Consider the following 16,673-nt stretch of genomic DNA (forward strand, 5'->3'; position numbering starts at 1 on the left):
TGAGGCCGGTGATGCGGAAGATCTTGAGAATGCGCTCCTGGTTGCAGACCAGGCGCAGCGAGCCCTCATGGGCACGCACCCGCTTCAGGCCGCCGCCCAGCACGCCGAGCCCGGTGGAGTCGAGGAAGTCGACGCCCTCCATGTCGACGACGAGGTGGAAACTCCCGTCGTTCACCAGCTCGACCAACTGCTCGCGCAGCTTTGGCGCGGTATATACGTCGATTTCTCCACCGACCTCGACGACCGTACGATCGCCGACGGTACGGGTCGACAGGGACAGGTCCACGGATCCTCCAGCACCTTGCTATCGAGCGGTCGCCCCTCGGGACACCTCGGCAGAGCCCCCGGAACGGATCGCCAGCCGCGATGGCATTCAATCACTTACCGGCAGGCGTGCACGACGCCTTGGTCCCATTGTCCGTCACGCCAGTGACACACTCGGTGCCGATGGCCAAGAATCATCGATCCGACAGATCCCCGACGGACCCCGTTTCCCGGCTCTCGCCGGGCACGGTCCTGGGCCGACTCGCCTCCGGGCCGAGCCGGGCTTCGCGCATCACTCATACGGAGCACTTGCCCCCACGTGAGGGCCGCCATGCCGTCTGGCCTGACCGGATTCGTTCGGAAGTCATCGCCGCCGTTCAGTCGGCCGGTATCGAACACCCCTGGGCCCACCAGGCACGGGCCGCCGAGCACGCCCTGGACGGCGAATCCGTGATCGTCGCCACAGGGACTGCTTCCGGCAAGTCGCTGGCGTACCTGGTCCCGGTCCTCTCGACCCTCCTGGACGGCTCCGAGGCCCCGAACGGCCGCGGCGCCACCGCCCTCTACCTGGCCCCGACCAAGGCGCTCGCGGCAGACCAGCGGCGATCCGTGAAGGAACTTTCACAACCTCTGGGAAATGCGGTACGCCCCGCGGTGTACGACGGTGACACCCCGTTCGAGGAACGCGAATGGATCCGCCAGTACGCGAACTACGTCCTGACCAACCCGGACATGCTCCACCGCGGCATCCTCCCGTCCCACCCCCGCTGGGCCTCCTTCCTGAAGTCGCTGAAGTACGTCGTCATCGACGAATGCCACACCTATCGGGGCGTCTTCGGCTCGCACGTCGCCCAGGTCCTGCGCAGGCTGCGCCGCCTCTGCGCCCGCTACGGCTCCTCTCCCGTCTTCCTGTTGGCCTCCGCGACCGCCGCCGAGCCCTCCGTCGCCGCCCGCCGCCTCACCGGCCTCCCGGTCGTCGAGGTGGCCGACGACGCCTCACCACGCGGTGAACTGGTCTTCGCCCTCTGGGAACCCCCGCTCACCGAACTGCACGGCGAGAGGGGCGCCCCGGTCCGCCGCACGGCCACCGCCGAGACCGCCGACCTGCTGACCGACCTCACCCTCCAGGGCGTGCGCTCGGTCGCCTTCGTCCGCTCCCGGCGCGGCGCCGAGCTGATCGCGGTGATCGCCCAGGAGCGCCTCGCCGAGATCGACCGCTCCCTGGCCCGACGCGTCGCCGCCTACCGCGGCGGCTACCTCCCCGAGGAACGCCGCGCCCTCGAACAGGCCCTCCACTCCGGCGAACTCCTCGGCCTCGCCGCCACCACCGCCCTCGAACTCGGCATCGACGTCTCGGGGTTGGACGCCGTCGTGATCGCCGGCTACCCGGGCACCCGCGCCTCCCTGTGGCAGCAGGCGGGCCGCGCGGGCCGCTCAGGACAGGGCGCGCTGGCCGTCCTGGTCGCCCGCGACGACCCCCTGGACACCTACCTCGTCCACCACCCCGAGGCCCTGTTCGACCAGCCCGTCGAGTCCACCGTCCTCGACCCCGACAACCCCTACGTCCTCGCCCCGCACCTGTGCGCGGCCGCCGCCGAACTTCCGCTCACCGACGAGGACCTGCCCCTCTTCGGCCCCGCCTGCGAGGAACTGCTCCCCCAGCTGGAGGCCGCGAAGCTGCTGCGCCGCCGGACCAAGGCCTGGCACTGGACCCGCCGGGAACGGGCCGCCGACCTGGCCGACATCCGCGGCGAGGGCGGACGCCCGGTCCAGATAGTGGAAGCCGGCACGGGCCGCCTGATGGGCACGGTCGACGCGGGCTCCGCCCACACGACCGTCCACGAGGGCGCGGTCCACCTCCACCAGGGCCTCACGTACCTCGTGCGCTCCCTGGACCTCGAGGACTCGGTGGCCCTGGTGGAGCAGGCCAACCCTTCCTACTCGACCGTCGCCCGCGACACCACCGCCATCTCCGTCCTGTCCACGGACACCGAGATCCCCTGGGGCGACGGCCGCCTGTGCTACGGCTCCGTCGAGGTCACCAACCAGGTCGTCTCCTTCCTGCGCCGCCGCCTCATCACCGGTGAAGTGCTGGGCGAGACCAAACTCGACCTCCCTCCTCGTACGTTGCGCACCCGCGCGGTGTGGTGGACCGTCACCGAGGACCAGCTCGACGAGGCCCGGATCAACCCGGAGATCCTCGGCGGCGCCCTGCACGCCGCCGAGCACGCGTCGATCGGCATGCTCCCCCTCTTCGCGACCTGCGACCGCTGGGACATCGGCGGAGTCTCGGTCCCCCTGCACCCCGACACGCTGCTGCCCACGGTCTTCGTCTACGACGGCCACCCGGGCGGCGCGGGCTTCGCGGAGCGCGCCTTCCACACCGCCGCCGCCTGGCTGACCGCCACCCGCCAGGCCATCTCCTCCTGCGAGTGCGACGCCGGCTGTCCGTCCTGCATCCAGTCCCCCAAGTGCGGCAACGGCAACGATCCGCTGCACAAGCGGGGGGCGGTACGGCTGCTCACGGTGCTGCTTCGGGGGGCGCCGGAGGATAAGACCGGGGAGGAGAGCGAGGCGGAAGCTGGGGCTAAGGCTGGGACTGGGGCTGGGACTGGGGCTGGGAAACGGCCTGGGGAGCAGCTCCTGGAGGGAGCGACGCTGGAACCGAGCCTGCGTGACCTGCCGGTGGAGGGACCGACGTCGGGTCCTGACCCGGAGGCCCCGCCCGTGCCCTGACCTCCGCCGCGAACGGGCCCCGCCCCGACGCCGCCGTCACGTCCGAGGTGTCGCCGACGATCGCGCACCGCACGAGTCTGGTGGCCTGCGCGCGAGCCACCTCGTCCGCCCGGGCGCAGGCCACCGAAGCACCCTGCGCCCAGTGGTCCGCCGCCGCGAGCGCCGCGAGATCCGCACCGCCGGCCGCGCGATGCCGGGTCACGACGGCGTGCCCCATCGCGAGCACGATCCCGAACACCACGCACAGCACGGCGATGGCACCGAGGCTCCAGAGGGTGGCGGAGCCACGGTCGGCGTCCGCCGGGATCACGGTTCTGCTCCTCATCCCCCGACCCCCACCGTCTCCTCCGCGTCCGCCACGGCCTCCTCCCGCACCTCGAAGGGCAGACCGCTCAGCGCCGGCGGCTTGGCCACCACGACCACTCGGACCCGCTCCCCCTCCCGGCTGACCGTGACGCTCGCGCCGCCCGGTGCCACCCCGCGGGCCACCTCCACGACCGCGTCGGCCGGATCCTGGCGGGCGGCCGCACGGGCTCCCGCACGCGCCGCGTCCACGCACTGGATCTGCGCGGCGACCACGAGCAGCCCCCAGACCAGCCCCATCGCGAAGAGCACCAGCACGGGCAGCACCACGGCCGACTCCGCCGTCACGAACCCCCGGTCCGCGCCCTTCTCACGGTCGCCCCCGCTGCCGCGCTCACACCCCCGCATTGAGCGCCCTCTTCACGATGCCCTGTAGCTCAGCGCTCACCTCCCCACTGGTCACCACCTTGTAGAGGACCACCGCGAAGGCCACCGCCGCCACGATCCCCATCGCGTACTCCGAGGTCACCATCCCGGAATCCCGTCGCGCCGCCGACACCCGGCACACCAGGGCGTACAGCCGCGCCCGCATCACCTTGTACATCTCAACCCCCGTAAGGAATCAGTCCCGTTGACGATCTCTGTCGTCGTGCTGCCGCGCTGATTGGCGCCGCACTTCTCACTGCCGTACTTCTCACTGCCGTACTTCTCGGTGCAGGCCTTCCGGCCCACCGATCTCGGCCCACCGATCTTGCCCGCCGACGACGGCTACTCGCCCCTCGTCACCCGCCACCCCCTCCCATCACTCCACCCGCCAGCCCGATCACCACGGGCAGTACGCCGACCGCGATGAACGCGGGCAGGAAGCACAGCCCCACCGGCACGGTGACCATCACGGCCGCCCGTCTCGCCCGTGCCGTCGCGGCGCGCGTCCACTCGGCGCGAGCCTCCGCCGCCAACCGGGCCACCGGCCCCGCCGCAGGGAGCCCGGACACATCGGCGCGTTCCAGCAGCCGCGCCAGAGCCCCTGCGCCGGGCAGCACGGCCAACCGTCGCCAGGCCTCTGCCGGTTCCCCGCCGAGTCGCACCTCCGCCGCACCCCGAGCGAGCGCCTCCCCGACGGGGCCACCGAGCGCCTCACCCACTGCCTGAGCAGCGACCACGGGACCGGCGCCCGCGGCAATACACGCGGCCAACAGATCCGACGCGAGAGGCAGTTGACGCGCCGCCTCGCCCTCGTCGTACGTCCGCACACCACCCGCCGCCGACTGCCGCTCACGCCACCACCACAGCCCAGCAGCGATCACCAGCCCCACGACGACACCGGCAACGCCCCCGACCAGCACCCACCCGGCACACCCCGCCGCCACCAAGGGCAGTTGCCGCCGCACCCCCGTCCGCACCTCGCCCCACGGACGCCCGGACGTCAGCTCCGCAGCGGCCAGCAGCTCGGCCACCCGCCGCCGCACCCGCCGCTCACGCCGGACCCCTTCGGCCCACCGCAGCAGCCACCCCAGGACGCACAACACCCCCAAGGTCACCCCCACCCTGTGGACAACTTCCGCACTCACACCGCCCAGCCCCTTCCGCACTCCCGATCCACGCCCGACACCACGCCACCCACCCGCGCCCCGCTTCCGCCCTCACACCGCCTCAGCCCCCTTCACGATCCGCATCGCCCACCACATCCCGACCCCCTCCAGCACGCCCCCGACCACCAGGCACCCCAACCCCGCGCCGGTGTGCAGCAGGACATGCAGTGGGTCGGCGCCCAGAGCCACGCCGAGGAGGAGGCCCAGGACCGGCAGGCCGGCGAGCATCACGGCCGTCGACCGGGCGCCGGCCAACTGGGCGCGCAGGTCGGCCCGTTGGTCCCGCTCCGCGCGCAACGCCCCTTCGAGCCGGTCGAGTCCGGCCGCCAGGCCCGCCCCCTGGCCGACCGCCACCCGCCAGCACGCGGCCAGGCCCAGCAGGCCTTCCGCACCGGGTTGCCGGGCAGCCGCCGCAAGCGCCTCAGGGACATCGCCGCCGAACCGCGCCGCCGCCAGCACCACGGCCTGCCCGTCCCCGAGCCCGCCGGAGTCACGCGCGGCATGCAACAACGCCTCCCCCGGCTGCCGCCCGGCCCGCACCTCCCCGGCGACCGCCCCGCACAGCGCGATCACCGCATCCGCCCGGTTCTCCCGGGAACGCCGGGCCTCGCTCGCCACCCGCACCCGGCGCAACAACGGCACCCCGGCCGCCCCCGCGACGACCGGCAGCACCGAACCACCCAGCACGGCCAGCACCAGCCCGGCAACCGGCGCCCACCACTCAGCGCCCAGCCGCCCCCGAAGCCGCCGCAACTCCCCGACCGCCTCCTGCCAGAACGGCGGCCCACTCCCCACCGCCCCGCCACCCGCGAGCAGCAACTGCGCCCGCCGAGCCCCGGACTGCCGCCCGCCCAACAGCCACACCACGGCACCGACACACACCACGGCCGCACCCATCGCCGCCTCCGGCACGCCGATCGCCCCCATCCCCGCCATCTCCGCCTCCGTCATCGCAGCCATCGCCGCCCCACCCATCACGTCCTCCTTCGACGAACTCGCATTTCCTCAGCCCCAGCAGCCCCGTCAGCCGCTCCCGACTTCGCCTCCGCCTCCGCCTGCGTCATGCCGACCGCCGCCCCTGTCCCCGTCCCAGAACTCGCCCTCCAACAGCCCCGCCCACACACGAACCCCGCCTCACCCACACCCACCCGGCCCTCCATCGAAGGACCCGCCGTCCAACAACCCCCGCAGCCGCTCCCACCCCCGCTCGTACACAAAGGCCGTCTCCCCCCACCGCAGCGCCGGCACCGTTCGCACCAACCCGGACTGGTCCCGCTCCAGCACATGCACCTCAGCGATCCGCCGCCGCCCGGTCCGGTCGCGCACGAGATGCAGGACCACCGCCAGCGCCGCCCCCAACTGGCTGTGCAGCGCCGCCCGATCGAGCCCGGCCGCCGCGCCGAGCGCCTCCAACCGCGCCGGCACGTCCGCCGCCGCGTTGGCGTGCACCGTGCCGCAGCCGCCCTCGTGGCCGGTGTTCAACGCGGCCAGGAGATCCACCACTTCGGCTCCGCGCACCTCGCCCACGACCAGCCGGTCGGGCCGCATCCGCAGCGCCTGCCGGACCAGGTCCTGGAGCGTGACGAGGCCCGCGCCCTCCTGGTTGGCGGGTCTGGTCTCCAGGCGGACGACGTGCGGATGGTCCGGCCGCAACTCCGCCGAGTCCTCCGCGAGCACGATCCGCTCGTCGGGCCCGATCAGCCCGAGCAGCGCGCTCAAGAGCGTCGTCTTGCCGGTGCCGGTACCCCCGCTGATCAGGAAGGACAGCCGCGCCTCAAGCAGCGCCCGCAGCACCCGGTCCCCGCCGGGCGGCACCGTGCCCGCCGTGACCAGTTCGTCGAGCGTGAAGGCCCGGGGCCGTACGACCCGCAGAGCCAGGCACGTGCAGCCGACGGCGACCGGCGGCAGCACCGCGTGCAGACGGGTCCCGTCGGGCAACCGTGCGTCCACCCACGGCCGGGCGTCGTCCAGCCTGCGTCCGGCCACCGCCGCCAGACGCTGCGCGAGCCGGCGTACCGCCGCCGCGTCCGGAAAGGCCACGGAGGTCAACTCCAGTCCGCCGCCCCGGTCCACCCAGACCCGGTCCGGCGCGGACACCAGTACGTCGGTCACCGACGGATCGGCGAGCAACGGCTCCAGCGGACCGCTGCCGACCAGTTCGGACCGCAACTGCTCGGCCGCCCCGAGGACTTCGGCGTCCCCGAGGACCCGCCCCTGCTCACGCAACGCCTGCGCCACCCGCGCGGGAGTCGGCTCGGCCCCGCTCTCGACCAGCCACTGCCGCACCCCGTCGAGCAGGCCGGAGGGCATCTCGGGCGCTGCCACCGCAACGGGCGACCAGCCGTCCGCCCCTCCGCCACCGCTCGACTCCCACGGCACCTCCGAAGAAGCCCCGGACGACACCCCCGTAGACACCCAGCGCGGCGCCCCCGACAACGCCCGGGACGGCGCCCCCGGCGACTTCCGGGACGACGCACCCGTAGACACCGTGGACGACACCCCCGTAACCACCCGCGGCGGCGGCGCCTCCGACGATGCCCAGGACGGCACCCGCACAGGCGCTCCCGCAGGCACCCGCCCCACGGCAACCACCGAACCGCCCGCGCCGCCGCCTCGACCCTCACCCCCACCCCCGTCTCGGCCTCCGTCTCCGCCCCCGTCTCGGCCTTCGTCTCCGCCTCTTCCCCTCCCCATCCGCTCAACCCCAGGACTGGACCCCGTCCTCACGCGCTCCCCACCTCCACCAACGCCCGCTCCCAGAACTCCTTGCAGAACCGCGCCAGCGGACCGCGTCCCGCCCCACCCGGCGGCGCCTTCGCCTCGCCCGCGCGCAGCAGGCCCGACTCGACGGGCACCTCGCCGGCCAGGGGCAGGCGGAGCAGTCGGGCCACCTCGCGGTCGTCGAGCCCCGGTGCGTACGGCCCCCGTACAGCGACCCGCAGATCGCGCAGGACCATCCCCACCGCCGAGGCCACCCGGCCGGCCGCCGCGACGGCGCGCAGTTCGCCGGGGACGACGAGGAGCCCGAGGTCGAGCTGGGCGAGGGCCTCGGCGACGCCGTCGTCGATGCGGCGCGGCAGATCCACGACGACCGTGCCGCCCCGGCGTCTGGCGGCGGCGAGCACCGCCCGCACGGCCTGCGGCGGGATGGCGACACAGTCGCCGCGGTCCCAGCTGAGGACCCGCAGGGAGTGGAGTTCGGGCAGCGACTCCTCCAGGGCGCCGCCGCCGACCCTCCCGCGCGAGGCGGCGAAAGCGGGCCAGCGCAGTCCTTCCGCGGTCTCCCCGCCGAGGAGTACGTCGAGTCCGCCACCCAGCGGATCGGCGTCCACGAGCAGCGTGCGCAGCCCCTCACGCGCGGAGGTGACAGCGAGGGCGCACGCGAGCGTGGATGCTCCCGCGCCGCCGCGGCCGCCGATGACGCCGACGGTGAGGGCGGGGCGTCCGACGCCCTCGGCCACGTCCGCGATGCGGTCGACCAGCCACTGCTCCCCGTCGGGCAGCATCAGGACGTGGTCGGCACCGATCTCCACGGCCCGGCGCCAGACCCCCGAGTCGTCCTGATCGCGCCCGACCAGCACCACTCCGCGCCTTCGTACGGCCCCGCGCACCCGCCGCGCGGCGTCGTCGCCGACCAGGACGAGCGGTGCGGCCTCCCAGCCGCCCGCCCGTTCCGGCACCGAGTGGTGCACCTCCGGCGTCGCGCCGGCCGCGGCGCACAGGCGCAGCAGGTCGTCGAGCAGATCCACGTCCTCCGTGACGATCAACGGTCCGGCCTGCCGCCCCGAGGCGGCGGGCGGTGGTTCGTGTGTGACGGCTCCGGCCACGATCCCCATCCCCCTTCGCTGCATCTCTCGCGCAGCCCCTGCGGCCACGCGATTCCCAAACGCGTGAAGAACCGGTGAGCGGCCCTCCATATGAACGGCCGATAGGAACCGGCCAAACCCACCCGACAAACCACGGTTCCGGTCACGAACTCGGTGCCGGCGGGACGCGTTTGAATCACGGTGCAGCGATCCGGAAAATCTTGTGGATCTTGGTCGAAAACTGTGGACAACGCAGAGCCTGTGAATATCGCCGTCACTCGTACCGGTGAGGCCTGTACCAATGGCTGTACCGCGGCCCGGACCGCCCCCGGACCGCCCGGAAAGTCTCCGCAGAGCAGCCCAGCGACTACGCTCAGTGACGGATCGCGGGCATGCGAAAGAGGCGGCCGCAGCCGCCTCGACACGGCCGAACAGCCGCCTGCAACAAGGGAGAAACCCACCCGGACATGCGACGACCCCCACCGGGGGGGAGAGTGGGGGTCGCCTTCACGGCCGACTCGGGGGGGGAGGAGCCGGACCGCGTTAGCACGGTCGCGAACGATCCGTGACTTCCATGGTGTACCCGAGAGCCCTCTCAGGCAAACCCACGCGCCACACCTTACGCCGAATGGGCTGCGCCTATGCTCGGGGTCGTGGAAAACCACTCGTTGCCCCGCACAGCCGCCTTCTTTGACCTGGACAAGACGGTCATTGCGAAGTCGAGCACGCTCACGTTCAGCAAGTCGTTCTACCAAGGCGGCCTGATCAACCGCAGGGACGCCCTGCGGAGCGCCTATGCCCAGTTCGTCTTCCTCGTCGGCGGTATGGACCACGACCAGATGGAGCGCACCCGCGAGTACTTGTCCGCACTGGTTCGCGGCTGGAACGTCCAGCAGGTCAAGCAGATCGTCGCCGAGACGCTGCACGACCTGATCGACCCGATCATCTACGACGAGGCCGCCTCGCTCATCGAGGAGCACCACACCGCCGGCCGGGACGTCGTCATCGTGTCGACGTCGGGCGCCGAGGTGGTCGAGCCCATCGGTGAACTGCTCGGCGCGGACCGGGTGGTGGCGACCCGCATGGTCGTCGGCGAGGACGGCTGCTTCACCGGAGAGGTGGCGTACTACGCGTACGGCCCGACGAAGGCCGAGGCCATCAAGGAGCTGGCCGAGTCCGAGGGGTACGACCTGGAGCGCTGCTACGCCTACAGCGACTCGGCGACCGACCTGCCGATGCTGGAGACGGTCGGCCATCCGCACGCCGTCAACCCGGACCGGACACTGCGGCGCGAGGCACTCGCGCGCGGGTGGCCCATTCTCGATTTCCACCGCCCGGTGCGGCTCAAGCAGCGCATCCCGACGCTCTCCGTACCGCCCCGACCGGCACTCGTCGCGGCCGCGGCCATAGGTGCCGCGGCGGCCACCGCGGGCCTGGTCTGGTACGCCAGCCGGCGTCGGGCGACAACTGCCTGATCACTCCGCCCTTTTTGAACCTGATTGAGAGTAAAAGTAAAGAAGCACAGCCGGGGGTTCCGCTTGCTTCGGTCCTGGAGTACAAAGAGATTACGGCCCGCGAAGCCAAGGACGTCCGAGAGGATCACCTTTACTAATCGCATTTGGCCCCACGGACCGCGCATGGACACAGGGCACCCACGCGACGTCGACCCGTCGATTACGGGCCAGCCGCACCAGGTGACGGGCTATGTTCCCGACCTGATGGGCAATATTTCGAGGACGCTTGGTAACCCGGTGAACATGCCAGCGGCGGTACGAATCCTCGTACCGCCGCAACTCTTGTCCGGGGACTTCGGGAACTCCGGAGACTCCCGGAACTGCCCCAAATCTCAGGCCTCTTAGGCCGCCCCGCGCTGCAACGCCTCGCACACCGCCGTCGACTCGCGCGCACCGAGTTCGGTCGACCGGCCGCAGTGGGCGATCCAGGCACCCATCCCCTCCGGGGTCCCGGAGACGTATCCGTCCAGGGCCGCCAGATAGGCCGCGCGGCCCTGTTCGGCGTGGCCGACCTCCGCGGGGCACACGGACTTCGGGTCGAGGCCGCTGCCCACCAGGACGATACGTTCCGCCGTGCGCGCGATCAGGCCGTTGTGCGAGGAGAAGGGGCGCAGCGCGAGCAGTTCGCCGTGCACGATCGCGGCCGTCACCAGGGCGGGCGCCGAACTGCCCTTGATCATCAGCTCGGAGAGGCCCTCCAGCCGTCCGTGCACCTCGGCCGCGTCCGGCAGGGGCAGTTCGACGAGCGGCTCGTCGACCGGCTCCCCGTGCTGCCGCGGCCGTCCGACCGCGTCGTCGGAGCTCGCGGCGGCCACCAGGTGCAGCCGGGCCAGCACCCGCAGCGGCGACTGCCGCCAGATGGACAGGAGTTGACCCGCCTCGGCGGTCAGCCGTAGCGCTGCGCCCACCACGCGCGCGTCCGTGTCGCCGCTGAAGTCGGTCCGCCTGCGCACCTCTTCGAGCGCCCAGTCCGCGCCGGACAGCGCGGCGGAACCGCGCGCCCCGCGCAGCGCGGCCTCGGAGGTGATCTCGTTGCTGCGGCGCCGCATGATCCGGTGCCCGTAGACCCGGTCCACGGACTTGCGCACGGACTCCACGGACTCGGCCACGCCGGGCAGTGCGCCCAGGGCCGCGAGCGGATCAGCGGTCGCGCCTGTCGTACTCATGAGTACGACCCTACGCACACCGGGCGTCGACCCCACGAAGGAGTGGTCTTCTTCACGTACGCCTGACACCTACAGCTACCGTCCGACTACCCTTCGTGAACATGAAAATTGCTTTCGTCGGGAAGGGCGGCAGCGGCAAGACGACCCTGTCCTCCCTGTTCATCCGCCATCTCGCGGCGGCCGGCTCCCCGGTCGTCGCGGTCGACGCCGACATCAACCAGCACCTGGGCGCCGCACTGGGACTGGACGACACCGAGGCGGCCGGGCTGCCCGCGATGGGTGAGCGGCTGCCGCTGATCAAGGACTACCTGCGCGGATCCAACCCGCGGATCGCCTCCGCCGAGACGATGATCAAGACGACCCCGCCCGGCGAGGGCTCCCGGCTGCTGCGCGTGGGCGAGGACAACCCGGTCTACGAGGCCTGCGCCCGGCCGGTGGAACTCGACGGCGGGACCGTCCGTTTGATGGTCACCGGCCCCTTCACGGACGCCGACCTGGGGGTCGCCTGCTACCACTCCAAGACGGGAGCGGTGGAGCTGTGCCTGAACCACCTGGTGGACGGGCAGGGCGAGTACGTCGTGGTGGACATGACGGCGGGCTCGGACTCCTTCGCCTCCGGCATGTTCACCCGCTTCGACATCACGTTCCTCGTCGCCGAGCCGACCCGGAAGGGGGTCTCCGTCTATCGCCAGTACAAGGAGTACGCCCGTGACTTCGGCGTCGTACTGAAAGTCGTCGGCAACAAGGTGCAGGGGCAGGACGACCTCGACTTCCTCCGCGCCGAGGTCGGGGACGACCTCTTGGTGACCGTCGGGCACTCGGACTGGGTGCGCGCCATGGAGAAGGGCCGCCCGCCCCGGTTCCCGCTCCTGGAGGACGCCAACCGCCGCGCCCTGCGCACTCTTCAGGTCGCCGCCGACGCGACGTACGACCTGCGCGACTGGGAGCGCTACACGCGCCAGACGGTGCACTTCCATCTGAAGAACGCGGCCTCTTGGGGCAACGAGCGCACCGGGGTCGACCTGGCGGCGCAGGTCGACCCCGGTTTCGTGCTCGGCGAGGGGCTCACCACCGCCGTATGAGGGGCTCACCACCGCCGTGTGACGCTCGCGCGCGACGACGGCCGAGCCCCTTGCCGACTACGGCTGCTGCTTGGCCGCCGGCGCTCCGGGCACGCCCTTCGGGGCCGGGGCCGGCCGGCCCGAAAGGAAGGACGCCCAGCCCTGCTTCGGTGCCTCGCCGACGTTCAGGCCGTGCAGCTTCGCCAGGATCTGCGGGTCCTGGGCGTCCAGCCAGTCGGCCAGCTGCCGGAAGGACACACAGCGCACGTCGGGCTTGTTGCAGACGTTCTCGACGACCTCGTCCACGGCACGCATGTAGGTGCCGCCGTTCCAGGACTCGAAGTGGTTGCCGATGACGAGGGGCGCGCGGTTGCCGTCGTAGGCGCGGTGGAAGCCCTTGAGGAGGCCGTCGCGCATCTGGTCGCCCCAGTACCGGAACTTGTCGGGGTCACCTTGGGTCTGCGTACCGGACTGGTTGACCATGAAGTTGTAGTCCATGGTGAGCTGCTCGTAGGAGTGCCCGGGGAACGGCACGAGCTGCATCGACAGGTCCCACAGGCCTTCCTTCTTCTTCGGCCAGAGCTGGTCGTTGACCCCGCTGGTGTCGTAGCGGAAGCCCAGCTCGTGCGCGGCCTTCATGAAGTTGCGCTGGCCTTCGAGACACGGCGTGCGGGCCCCGACGAGTTCCTTGTCGTAGTCGAAGGGCAGCGCGGCCGCCTTCTTCATGCCGGTGTTGGTCTTCCAGGACTTGACGAAGTGCTTCGCCTGGGCGATCTCGTCCTTCCAGTCCGCGACCGACCACTCGCCGACGCCACCGTCCTTGCCGCAGAAGTGGCCGTTGAAGTGGGTGCCGATCTCGTTGCCCTCCAGCCACGCCAGGCGCAGCTGCTTGACGGTGTCGGCGATGCCCTTGGTGTCGTTGAAGCCGATGTCGGAGCGGCCCGGTGAGTGCTGCGGCGGCTTGTACTCGTCGCGCTTGTCCTCCGGCAGCATGTACACGCCGCTCAGGAAGTACGTCATCGTCGCGTGGTTGGCCTTGGCGACCTTGCGGAAGTGCGAGAACAGCTGCTGGCTGTCCTCGCCGGCGCCGTCCCAGGAGAAGACGACGAACTGCGGGGGCTTCTGGCCGGGCTTGAGCCGCTCCGGCCTGGGCAGGTGCGGCTGCGCCCCGGTGTACGAGGTGGAGCCGTCGCCGATCAGCCGGACCAGGCTCTTGGGCGGCTGGGCCGGCTTGGCCTTCTGCGGACCGGGAGCACCTGCCTTGGAACCGTCGGAACCGATCCCGCAGCCGGCGAGCGATGCGGCACAGACCGCGGCGATCACGGCGCCGGCGGCGATCCTCTGGGTGGCGGCCATGTTCCGCCCACCTTCTTCCTTCTCTCAGGCCAACGCCGCTGAGGGCGTTTTCTGGTGATGTGCCGGGAAGGCCCGACAGCGCCGCCAAGGTTGCACGGGGCCGAGAAGGAATTAGTACGACAAGCCGATCAAATAATTGCTTCGCTCTTGCGGGTGACTTATAGGGCTATTTGCCAGGAAAGTTCATGCCTAGCCTTTACTCTGCATTACGATTCGTTTACCGAACGTTGATTCATCCCGCCGCTGCACGCCGTGACCCACGGCCGCGACCCGACCCCGCCACCGACGGGGACCCCTGTTCCGCGACCGCGCTGCCCCGGAGGAGACGGGAAACATGTCAGCCTGCGTACGTACTCGCGCCACCGACCGCCACTCGACCCGCACCGAGCGCACCCATCGGCCCCACAGCCCGCCGACCCCACCTCGCCGCTTCCGGCTCGCGGGCGCCGATGTGTCGGCCTCCATCGCCGTCTTCCTGATCGCCCTGCCGCTCTCCCTGGGCATCGCCCTCGCCACCGGCGCCCCGCTCCAGGCGGGCCTGGTCGCCGCGGCCGTCGGCGGCCTGGTCGTCGGCTGGCTCGGCGGCTGCCCGCTCCAGGTCAGCGGCCCCGCCGCCGGACTCACGGTGGTCACCGCCGACCTCATCCAGCGCTACGGCTGGCGCACGACCTGTGCCATCACGGTTTTCGCCGGTCTCGCCCAACTCGGCCTCGGCTGCCTGCGCGTGGCCCGCACCGCGCTCGCCGTCAGCCCCGCCATCGTGCACGGCATGCTCGCCGGCATCGGCGTCACCATCGCCGTCGCCCAGCTGCACATCGTCCTGGGCGGCACCCCGCAGAGCTCCGTCCTCGCCAACCTCCGCGCCCTGCCCGCCCAGTTGGCGCGGCTGCAACCCGCCGCCGTGTCGGTGAGCGTGCTGACGCTGGCCCTGCTGCTGCTCTGGCCGCGGATCCCGGGCCGGGTCGGACATCTGCTGCGCAAGATCCCCGCCGCGCTCGTCGCGGTCGCCGGCGCCACCACGGCCGCCTCGCTCACCGGCCTCAGCCTGCCCAAGGTCGATCTGCCGTCGTGGAGCAGCCACGCCCTGGCCGGACTCCCCGAGGGCCCGGTGCTCGGCATCGTCGCCGCCGTGCTCACCACCACGCTGGTGTGCAGCGTGCAGTCGCTGCTCGGCGCGGTCGCCGTGGACAAGATGATGGCCGCCCGGCCCGGCCTCACCGCCCGCGTCGGCCGCTCCCGTCTGGACCGCGAGTTGCTCGGCCAGGGCGCCGCCAACATCGTCTCCGGCGCCCTCGGCGGACTGCCGGTCGCCGGCGTGGCCGTCCGCAGTGCGGCGAATGTCAACGCCGGTGCCGTGAGCCGGAACTCCACGCTGCTGCACGGCGTTCTCGTAGTGATCGCCGCGCTGCTGATGGTCCCGGTCCTGGAGCTGATCCCGCTCGCCTCGCTCGCCGCCCTGGTGATGGCCGTCGGCATCCAGATGGTGTCCCTGCACCACATCCGCACGGTGACCCGCCACCGAGAAGTGCTGGTCTACGCCGTCACCACCCTCGGCGTGGTCGTCTTCGGCGTCCTGGAGGGCGTCACGCTGGGGATCGCCGTCGCCGTCGCCGTCGCCATGCAGCGCCTGGCCCGCACCCGCATCACGCACGAGGAGAAGGAAGGAGTCCATCACGTCCAGGTCCGCGGCCAGTTGACGTTCCTCGCGGTGCCGCGCCTCAGCCGGGCCCTGCACCTCGTACCCCAAGGCGCGCACGCCGTCGTGGAGTTGGACGGCTCGTTCATGGACCACGCGGCGTACGAGTCCCTGCACGACTGGCAGAGCACGCACACCGCACAGGGCGGCACCGCCGAACTGACCGGCCGCCGTACGGGCACACGCGTGTCCGGTGCCGGCCACGCCGGGGGCGGGGTGACCCCGACCGGTGAGCCGACGGCGTCGGCCGGTTGCCGCTGCCGACCCTGGACACCTTGGCGCAACCACCAATGCGAACCCCTGGAGTCCGCGCCGCCGGGCGGGCACCCGGGTGAGTCGACCGCCCGTTCCGCACCCGGCAGCTCCAAGCCGGGCGACACCGGCACCGACCTCGACTCCGATACCGACACCAGCACCAGCACCAGCGGCACCTCCAACAGCGGCAGCGGTGGACGCCAACTCGCCCAAGGCATCAGCGCGTTCCAGCGCAACACCGCCCCGCTCGTGCGCGGCGAGCTGGCTCGGCTGGCGCGGGAGGGGCAGCGGCCCTCGCAGCTCTTCCTCACCTGTGCCGACTCGCGGCTGGTCACCTCGATGATCACCTCCAGTGGTCCGGGCGACCTGTTCGTGGTGCGCAATGTGGGCAACCTCGTCCCGCTGCCCGGCGACGAGGGCGGCGACGACTCGGTGGCGGCCGCGATCGAGTACGCGGTGGACGTACTGAAGGTGCGGTCCATCACGGTGTGCGGGCACTCCGGCTGCGGGGCCATGCAAGCGCTGCTCAACTCGGAGCCGGGGGGCGCGCGGACGCCGCTCAAGCGGTGGCTGCGGCACGGGCTGCCGAGTCTGGAGCGGATGGCCGACGACGGCAGACCGTGGGCGCGGCTCGCCGGGCGGGCGCCCGCCGACGCCGTGGAGCAGCTCTCGCTGACCAATGTGGTCCAGCAGTTGGAGCATCTGCGGGCGCACGAGTCGGTGACGCGGGCGCTGCGGGAGGGGGCGCTGGAGCTGCACGGGATGTACTTCCACGTGGGTGAGGCGCAGGCGTATCTGCTGACCGAGGGGAGTCCGGAGAACGGGGAGAACAAAGAGGACCAGGACGAGGTGTTCGACCACGTGAGCGCGGCGGACCTCCCGGCCTGAGCCTCCGCCCGGACCCTCGCCTGAACCCCCCTCACC

Annotated in this window: 13 protein-coding genes and 1 pseudogene; 4 read left to right on the top strand and 10 right to left on the bottom strand. The window is 71.8% G+C overall.

The window, feature by feature from the left end:
- Positions 1-286 (bottom strand): anti-sigma factor antagonist BldG (gene bldG / locus ACWD5F_RS17160; RefSeq protein ID WP_451255131.1); only part of this gene is annotated, 286 nt, incomplete at its 3' end.
- A gap of 80 nt (positions 287-366) precedes the next feature.
- Here bldG and ACWD5F_RS17165 point away from each other — a divergent pair.
- The gene (locus ACWD5F_RS17165) at positions 367-3,000 is read left to right on the top strand and encodes a DEAD/DEAH box helicase (RefSeq protein WP_451255132.1); all 2,634 of its coding nucleotides are present in this window, start codon (positions 367-369) and stop codon (positions 2,998-3,000) included.
- A 40-nt stretch (positions 3,001-3,040) separates the two neighbouring features.
- Here ACWD5F_RS17165 and ACWD5F_RS17170 read toward each other — a convergent pair.
- From ACWD5F_RS17170 to ssd, 7 genes and pseudogenes are all read right to left on the bottom strand, one after another.
- Positions 3,041-3,325 (bottom strand): annotated as a pseudogene (locus ACWD5F_RS17170) (Rv3654c family TadE-like protein); the annotation flags it as partial.
- Positions 3,322-3,711, bottom strand: coding sequence for a TadE family type IV pilus minor pilin (locus ACWD5F_RS17175; protein ID WP_451255134.1), 390 nt, complete (start codon positions 3,709-3,711; stop codon positions 3,322-3,324). The gene ACWD5F_RS17175 and the pseudogene ACWD5F_RS17170, both read right to left, overlap by 4 nt.
- A complete protein-coding gene (locus ACWD5F_RS17180) occupies positions 3,698-3,907 on the bottom strand; it encodes a DUF4244 domain-containing protein (RefSeq protein ID WP_451255135.1) in 210 nt (69 codons plus the stop codon). The genes ACWD5F_RS17175 and ACWD5F_RS17180 overlap by 14 nt, the downstream gene beginning before the upstream one ends.
- 178 nt (positions 3,908-4,085) lie before the next feature.
- Positions 4,086-4,874, bottom strand: coding sequence for a type II secretion system F family protein (locus tag ACWD5F_RS17185; RefSeq protein WP_451255136.1), 789 nt, complete (start codon positions 4,872-4,874; stop codon positions 4,086-4,088).
- 72 nt (positions 4,875-4,946) lie between these two features.
- Positions 4,947-5,822, bottom strand: coding sequence for a type II secretion system F family protein (locus tag ACWD5F_RS17190; RefSeq protein WP_451255954.1), 876 nt, complete (start codon positions 5,820-5,822; stop codon positions 4,947-4,949).
- A gap of 207 nt (positions 5,823-6,029) precedes the next feature.
- Positions 6,030-7,205, bottom strand: a complete 1,176-nt coding sequence (locus ACWD5F_RS17195; protein WP_451255956.1) for a TadA family conjugal transfer-associated ATPase — start codon at positions 7,203-7,205, stop codon at positions 6,030-6,032.
- Between the two features lie 413 nt (positions 7,206-7,618).
- Entirely contained in the window at positions 7,619-8,731 is a 1,113-nt protein-coding gene (gene ssd / locus ACWD5F_RS17200) for a septum site-determining protein Ssd (RefSeq protein ID WP_451255958.1), read from the bottom strand.
- 611 nt (positions 8,732-9,342) lie between these two features.
- On the opposite strand from ssd, the gene ACWD5F_RS17205 reads away from it, so the two are divergent.
- Positions 9,343-10,176 carry an HAD family hydrolase gene (locus tag ACWD5F_RS17205; protein ID WP_401719027.1) on the top strand — a complete coding sequence of 278 codons (834 nt, stop codon included), beginning with the start codon at positions 9,343-9,345 and terminating at the stop codon, positions 10,174-10,176.
- Between the two features lie 380 nt (positions 10,177-10,556).
- On the opposite strand, the gene ACWD5F_RS17210 is transcribed toward ACWD5F_RS17205, so the two are convergent.
- Complete coding sequence (locus ACWD5F_RS17210) at positions 10,557-11,381, bottom strand: oxidoreductase (RefSeq protein ID WP_451255139.1); 825 nt, start codon at positions 11,379-11,381, stop codon at positions 10,557-10,559.
- A 101-nt stretch (positions 11,382-11,482) separates the two neighbouring features.
- Between ACWD5F_RS17210 and ACWD5F_RS17215 the strand changes: the two genes are divergently transcribed.
- On the top strand, positions 11,483-12,463 hold the full coding sequence (locus ACWD5F_RS17215) for an ATP-binding protein (protein WP_451255141.1): 981 nt from the start codon (positions 11,483-11,485) through the stop codon (positions 12,461-12,463).
- A gap of 57 nt (positions 12,464-12,520) precedes the next feature.
- Here the strand turns inward: ACWD5F_RS17215 and ACWD5F_RS17220 are convergent, their stop codons facing one another.
- Positions 12,521-13,798 (bottom strand): hypothetical protein, encoded by a 1,278-nt coding sequence (locus ACWD5F_RS17220; protein ID WP_451255142.1) that lies wholly within the window; start codon positions 13,796-13,798, stop codon positions 12,521-12,523.
- 334 nt (positions 13,799-14,132) lie between these two features.
- Here ACWD5F_RS17220 and ACWD5F_RS17225 point away from each other — a divergent pair, with 334 nt between their 5' ends.
- Positions 14,133-16,637 (top strand): bifunctional SulP family inorganic anion transporter/carbonic anhydrase, encoded by a 2,505-nt coding sequence (locus ACWD5F_RS17225; RefSeq protein WP_451255144.1) that lies wholly within the window; start codon positions 14,133-14,135, stop codon positions 16,635-16,637.
- Positions 16,638-16,673: the final 36 nt, after the last annotated feature.

The organism is Streptomyces sp. NPDC002499 (genome assembly GCF_053595415.1).